At 37.3% G+C, this 4,626-nt stretch carries 6 protein-coding genes; all 6 read right to left on the bottom strand.

Annotation, left to right across the window (positions count from 1 at the left end):
• Positions 1-212: 212 nt before the first annotated feature.
• A complete protein-coding gene (locus KSO91_RS16150; protein WP_238744057.1) occupies positions 213-530 on the bottom strand; it encodes a hypothetical protein in 318 nt (105 codons plus the stop codon).
• Positions 531-683: 153 nt separating this feature from the next.
• Positions 684-1,115: a hypothetical protein gene (locus tag KSO91_RS16145; RefSeq protein ID WP_238744056.1), complete on the bottom strand. Its 432-nt coding sequence runs from the start codon at positions 1,113-1,115 to the stop codon at positions 684-686.
• Positions 1,116-1,207: 92 nt separating this feature from the next.
• Positions 1,208-1,888, bottom strand: a complete 681-nt coding sequence (locus tag KSO91_RS16140) for a hypothetical protein (protein WP_238744055.1) — start codon at positions 1,886-1,888, stop codon at positions 1,208-1,210.
• Between the two features lie 545 nt (positions 1,889-2,433).
• Entirely contained in the window at positions 2,434-3,114 is a 681-nt protein-coding gene (locus KSO91_RS16135; protein WP_238744054.1) for a haloacid dehalogenase type II, read from the bottom strand.
• A gap of 973 nt (positions 3,115-4,087) precedes the next feature.
• Positions 4,088-4,345, bottom strand: coding sequence for an HNH endonuclease (locus KSO91_RS16130; protein ID WP_238744053.1), 258 nt, complete (start codon positions 4,343-4,345; stop codon positions 4,088-4,090).
• Positions 4,338-4,532: a hypothetical protein gene (locus KSO91_RS16125; protein ID WP_238744052.1), complete on the bottom strand. Its 195-nt coding sequence runs from the start codon at positions 4,530-4,532 to the stop codon at positions 4,338-4,340. Before KSO91_RS16125 ends, KSO91_RS16130 begins: the two co-directional genes overlap by 8 nt.
• Between the last annotated feature and the right edge of the window lie 94 nt (positions 4,533-4,626).

Here is a 4,626-nt window from a genome sequence, read left to right as displayed (position 1 = left end):
TAAGTGTTACACGAATCCCAGACTCCGCCAAAGGCGCAACACTCGATACAGGTGGTTGGTTAAACCTTGCCTGACAGGGACTTACACCCTGCAAGATGCATCAAGCTTTGCTTGACGCACTAACGCCGCATTAAGCGGACTAAAATTGTTGGTTATAATGTGGAGCGAAGCGGAACCTAACCAACTGTTTTAGTTCCGTTTTCAATGCCTTGTTATATTTTGTTTAGCCTACCACTGATTAGGTTTTTCCACAGTTGTAATCCCACATCTTGAGTAACATTTTCAACTCTTCTATTTTCTAGTTCTTCCGACATATCCGCGTCACTATACTTGGTAAATAAAGCGTAACCACTTGAATATATTGAAACAGAGCAAAGAGGACCATTCTCTGAACCACATTCAACCCAAGCATCAGGATGTTCGTCATTATTAGATTCAAATAACTCAGCTATTGATTGCTTGAGATCAGAATCGCTAGGATTTGAAACTCCAGTACCAAAACATGTTGTAAGATTGCTCCATTCAAACATGTAAACTCCTTGGAAATATAACGCCTCGTTAACAGGCGCGTAGGTTGGCTTTGTTTTTGCGGTTTTTTCTTTTGCAAAAACGATGACAGCCGTTATGCGTCCGGTTGAACGACTTGTTATGTTTCATTACTTATAAAAAGATAACTAAACCTATTAACTTCTGATAACCATAGACATCACAAGACCTGCAATCATTCCTTGCGTGGCAGCAACTGCAATACGAACGAGCATCATCGGATCTGTTATGGAGCTATAAGTATAAGCTAGTGAGCCTTCATCTATTTTAGCCACAATACCAAACAACAAACCATATATAACACAAACGAAAACCTTTTTAGGTGAAATGAACCATTGATAAATAGCTACGAAAACACCTGACACAATGAATACCCCAAAAACATGATCTAGAGGGGAGGCTCCCCCCTGCCTTAATGCTTCAGTTATATCTCGGTAAATTGTCCTGATGCCAAGTTCTCTAAAAACACCTTCCAAACCAAACCATGCCAGATAATCCAGTCCGGTCCATGTTAAAAAGACCAAAATTACCGCAGCTATATATGTACCAAAAACTTTATACTTTTCCACTTTACTCTCCTGAAACATAACGCCTCGTTAACCGGAGCGTAGGTTGATATTGTTTTTGCGCTTTTGCCTTTTTGCAAAACAATGGCAACCGTTTACGCTTCCGTGTTTAACGACTTGTTATGTTTTGCTTGCTCAATACTGATACTTTTAATACTTGAAACAGGCACAGTTTTAATAATATTTTTTTCTTTTATATATACAGCACAGTGTGTGCTTGAACACCGTAAAACAGCCCCTTTAACATTTTTTTCTGCGATTATTATTTCATTGTATTCATTAAAAGACTTAAATTTAATTAAGTCTTTTTGGGCTTGTTCTTTACCCTGCACTGATGCGAAATCAATTACTTTAAATATTGTAAATAGAAATAGTGCTATAAACATAGTGAAAACGAGGAAAGTTAAAGCAAGGTTTAATATTCGGGTTATAAGTTCTGGTTTTTTATACTCTCTCTCTCTTTTAGATGATGGAAAAATAAAATTCCATATTTTCCTTATAAAAGCGACTTCTGAAATTTCACCAATCATAAACATGTATGAATAGAACAATATTGCAATGAAAAATGAAGGTATGACTAGATAAATTCCACCAATAAATAGCATAATGAAACCTTGTGATAAAGTTTCATTAAACGATGGCATGAACAATTTTTGAACGAGAGAAAGTTCATCCAAATAACCATAAATATATGCATCTCCAGAGATATACAGCAATCCAGTAAATAGCGTGAGAAGAAAAGTTGCACTGCTAATTTCATTAATAAGTTTGTGCATGGTGCCCTCTGTTTAGAAACATAACGCCGCTAAACACTGGCGCATAGATTTGGCGACGTTTTTGCAGCTTTTTGTTTTTGCAAAAAAGACGACAAAGCGTAATGCGTCCAGTGCTTTGCCTTGTTAAGTTTTGCGACTTGTAAGCTGGTAGCCTACATGAAACGCAACGCTTATATTTCTTTTAACTTGAAACTAAAACTGTTTGATTTACCTACTTAATTTTCAACGAAGTAGCCCAACTGCAAACAGCAATGCTCAAAACATAACGATGATAAATAGGTAAATTAACCCAGCTCGTTTAATAAAAAAGCCAACTTTATATTGCCCCATTTCCAACTGCGATTCAGAGAGCCGATTCGCAAACTCATTGAAAATGGGATCGCCTAAAACACCAAACAAACCTATTAATCATTTTTACATTTCACAAATCGGAGTGAAATTTAACGCCTTAATAACTGGCGTGTAGGTTGGCGTTGTTTTTGCGGTTTTTCTTTTGCAAAAACAATGACCAACCGTAATACGTCCAGTTGATTAACTTGTTATATTTATTTTTGCGAGTTTACGGCCATAATTTTTTCAACAATTCCGCCCATGGTTTTCGACTTAATATCTGGCTTCAAATAGAGAGGATGGTATTCGCTACCTGTACGATCAATATAGGCTGCTTTCAAACCTGCTGATAACGCACCATGTGTATCCCAATCATGAGTAGCTACAAGGCGAAGATTTTCTACTGACTCTCCCAGCACTTCAGCTGCAAATTTATATACCTTCGGGTTTGGTTTAAAACTTCCTGTGTCCTCGACAGATAAAATGGTATCGAAAAAATTTGTTAATCCCGAATTATTCATTTGATCAGTGATAAGATTCAAGGACGAGTTAGAAAAAGCCACCGTTTTAAACCCGCTTGAACGCAATTTATTTAAAGCCTCTTTGATATCTGCATGTGGGGGTAAATTCGAAAAGCAGGCTAATAGCTCACTACGTTTTTTATCCGTTAAGCGACTATTATAATGTGCCGCTACAGATTCAAGCATTGCACTCGCTAATTCAGCAAAGTTTGAACTAACACTTGTGGCAATACAAACAGTAGAAGAATGCAATAACTTTGAAAACCATAGTGATAAAGCATCTTCACTACCGAAAACATCTCTGAATTTGGGCTTCAAAGACTCTAAATTTAGAACGGTTTCATTTATGTCAAAAAGTATGACTTCTTTTTCCATGATTAACCTCTGCACCAATTTTACGAATAAATATAACGCCGCTAAACACTGGCGCTTAGGTTTGGCGACATTTTTGCAGCTTTTTGTTTTTGCAAAAAAGACGACAAAGCGTAATGCGTCCAGTGCTTTGCCTTGTTAAGTTTTGCGACTTGTAAACTCGTAGCCTACATGAAACACAACGCTTATATTTCTTTTAACTTGAAACTAAAACTGTTTGATTTGCCTACTTAATTTTCAACGAAGTAGCCCAATTGCAAACAACAAAGCTCAAAATGTAACGTTGATAAAATAGGTAAATTAACCAAGCCCGTTTAATACAAAAGCTAACTTGATATTGCCCCATTTCCAACAGCGATTTAGAAAGCCGATCCGCAAATTCGTTGAATATGGGATCGCGCAAAACACCCAACCAACCAACTTACAATTTCTACATTTCACAAATCGGAGTGAAATTTAACGCCGCTAAACACTGGCGCATAGGTTTGGCGGCGTTTTTGCAGCTTTTTGTTTTTGCAAAAAAGACGACAAAGCGTAATGCGTCCAGTGCTTTGCCTTGTTAAGTTTTGCGACTTGTAAGCTTGTAGCCTACATGAAACGCAACGCTTATATTTTTTTTAACTTGAAACTAAAACTGTTTGATTTGCCTACTTAATTTTCAACGAAGTAGCCCAATTACAAACAGCAATGCTCAAAACGTAACGATGATAAATAGGTAAATTAACCAAGCCCGTTTAATACAAAAGCCAACTTTATATTGCCCCATTTCCAGCTGCGATTCAGAGTGCCGATTCGCAAATCCATTGGATATGGGATCGCGCAAAACACCCAACCAACCTATTAATCATTTTTACATTTCACAAATCGGAGTGAAATTTAACGCCGCACTAAGCGGACTAAAATTGTTGGTTATAATGTGCAGCGAAGCGAAACCTAACCAACTGTTTTAGTTCCGTTTAAGTGCCTTGTTATATGGCTATTTCCCACCCTTTCCAGCAGTGGTTATTTCATTTTCTTTTTTTTCTATTTCTATTTCTGAATCAGCATGAATAATGTTCAAGTGACACCTCCTACAGACAGTGATCATACCTTCTACTGTTGAGGGCCCACCTTTGGAGTATTCAAAAATATGGTGAGCAGCGACATTTTTGTCTGAACCACAATATTGACACAAATAATCATCTAGTTTGCGCCTCTGATTTTGTGACTTTCGATGGGCATAAGGTCTACTCATCTAAATCCTCATCATAATCATCCACTGGCATATCACTATCATAATCGGTCTTATATGAAACGAGATCTGATGGGTCAGTTAATTTTGGCTTAGGTAATTTGACCTTCTCTTGTGGAGGGGGAGACAATGATAAATTATTAACTCTATCCTTTAGTGTGAGCTTACGGCAGCGTAGCTCAACTTCCATTTTTTGTTCTGATTTAATACGGGTAACTCATCCATCAGGACTTAATTATGTCAAATCCAGAGCAACTTAGTAGCGTTATTACTGCATTTGAGCA

This window comes from Psychromonas antarctica (genome assembly GCF_022267535.1).
GTDB lineage: Bacteria > Pseudomonadota > Gammaproteobacteria > Enterobacterales > Psychromonadaceae > Psychromonas > Psychromonas antarctica.
The sequence above is the reverse complement of the archived record's forward strand: the minus strand, read 5'-3'. Positions and strand labels throughout refer to the sequence as shown.

What these genes read in the sequence shown, in the direction of transcription:
- KSO91_RS16125 (WP_238744052.1), bottom strand. Translation starts at nt 4,532, where the DNA reads ATGGAAGTTGAGCTACGCTGCCGTAAGCTCACACTAAAGGATAGAGTT.
- KSO91_RS16150 (WP_238744057.1), bottom strand. Translation starts at nt 530, where the DNA reads ATGTTTGAATGGAGCAATCTTACAACATGTTTTGGTACTGGAGTTTCA.
- KSO91_RS16140 (WP_238744055.1), bottom strand. Translation starts at nt 1,888, where the DNA reads ATGCACAAACTTATTAATGAAATTAGCAGTGCAACTTTTCTTCTCACG.
- KSO91_RS16135 (WP_238744054.1), bottom strand. Translation starts at nt 3,114, where the DNA reads ATGGAAAAAGAAGTCATACTTTTTGACATAAATGAAACCGTTCTAAAT.
- KSO91_RS16130 (WP_238744053.1), bottom strand. Translation starts at nt 4,345, where the DNA reads ATGAGTAGACCTTATGCCCATCGAAAGTCACAAAATCAGAGGCGCAAA.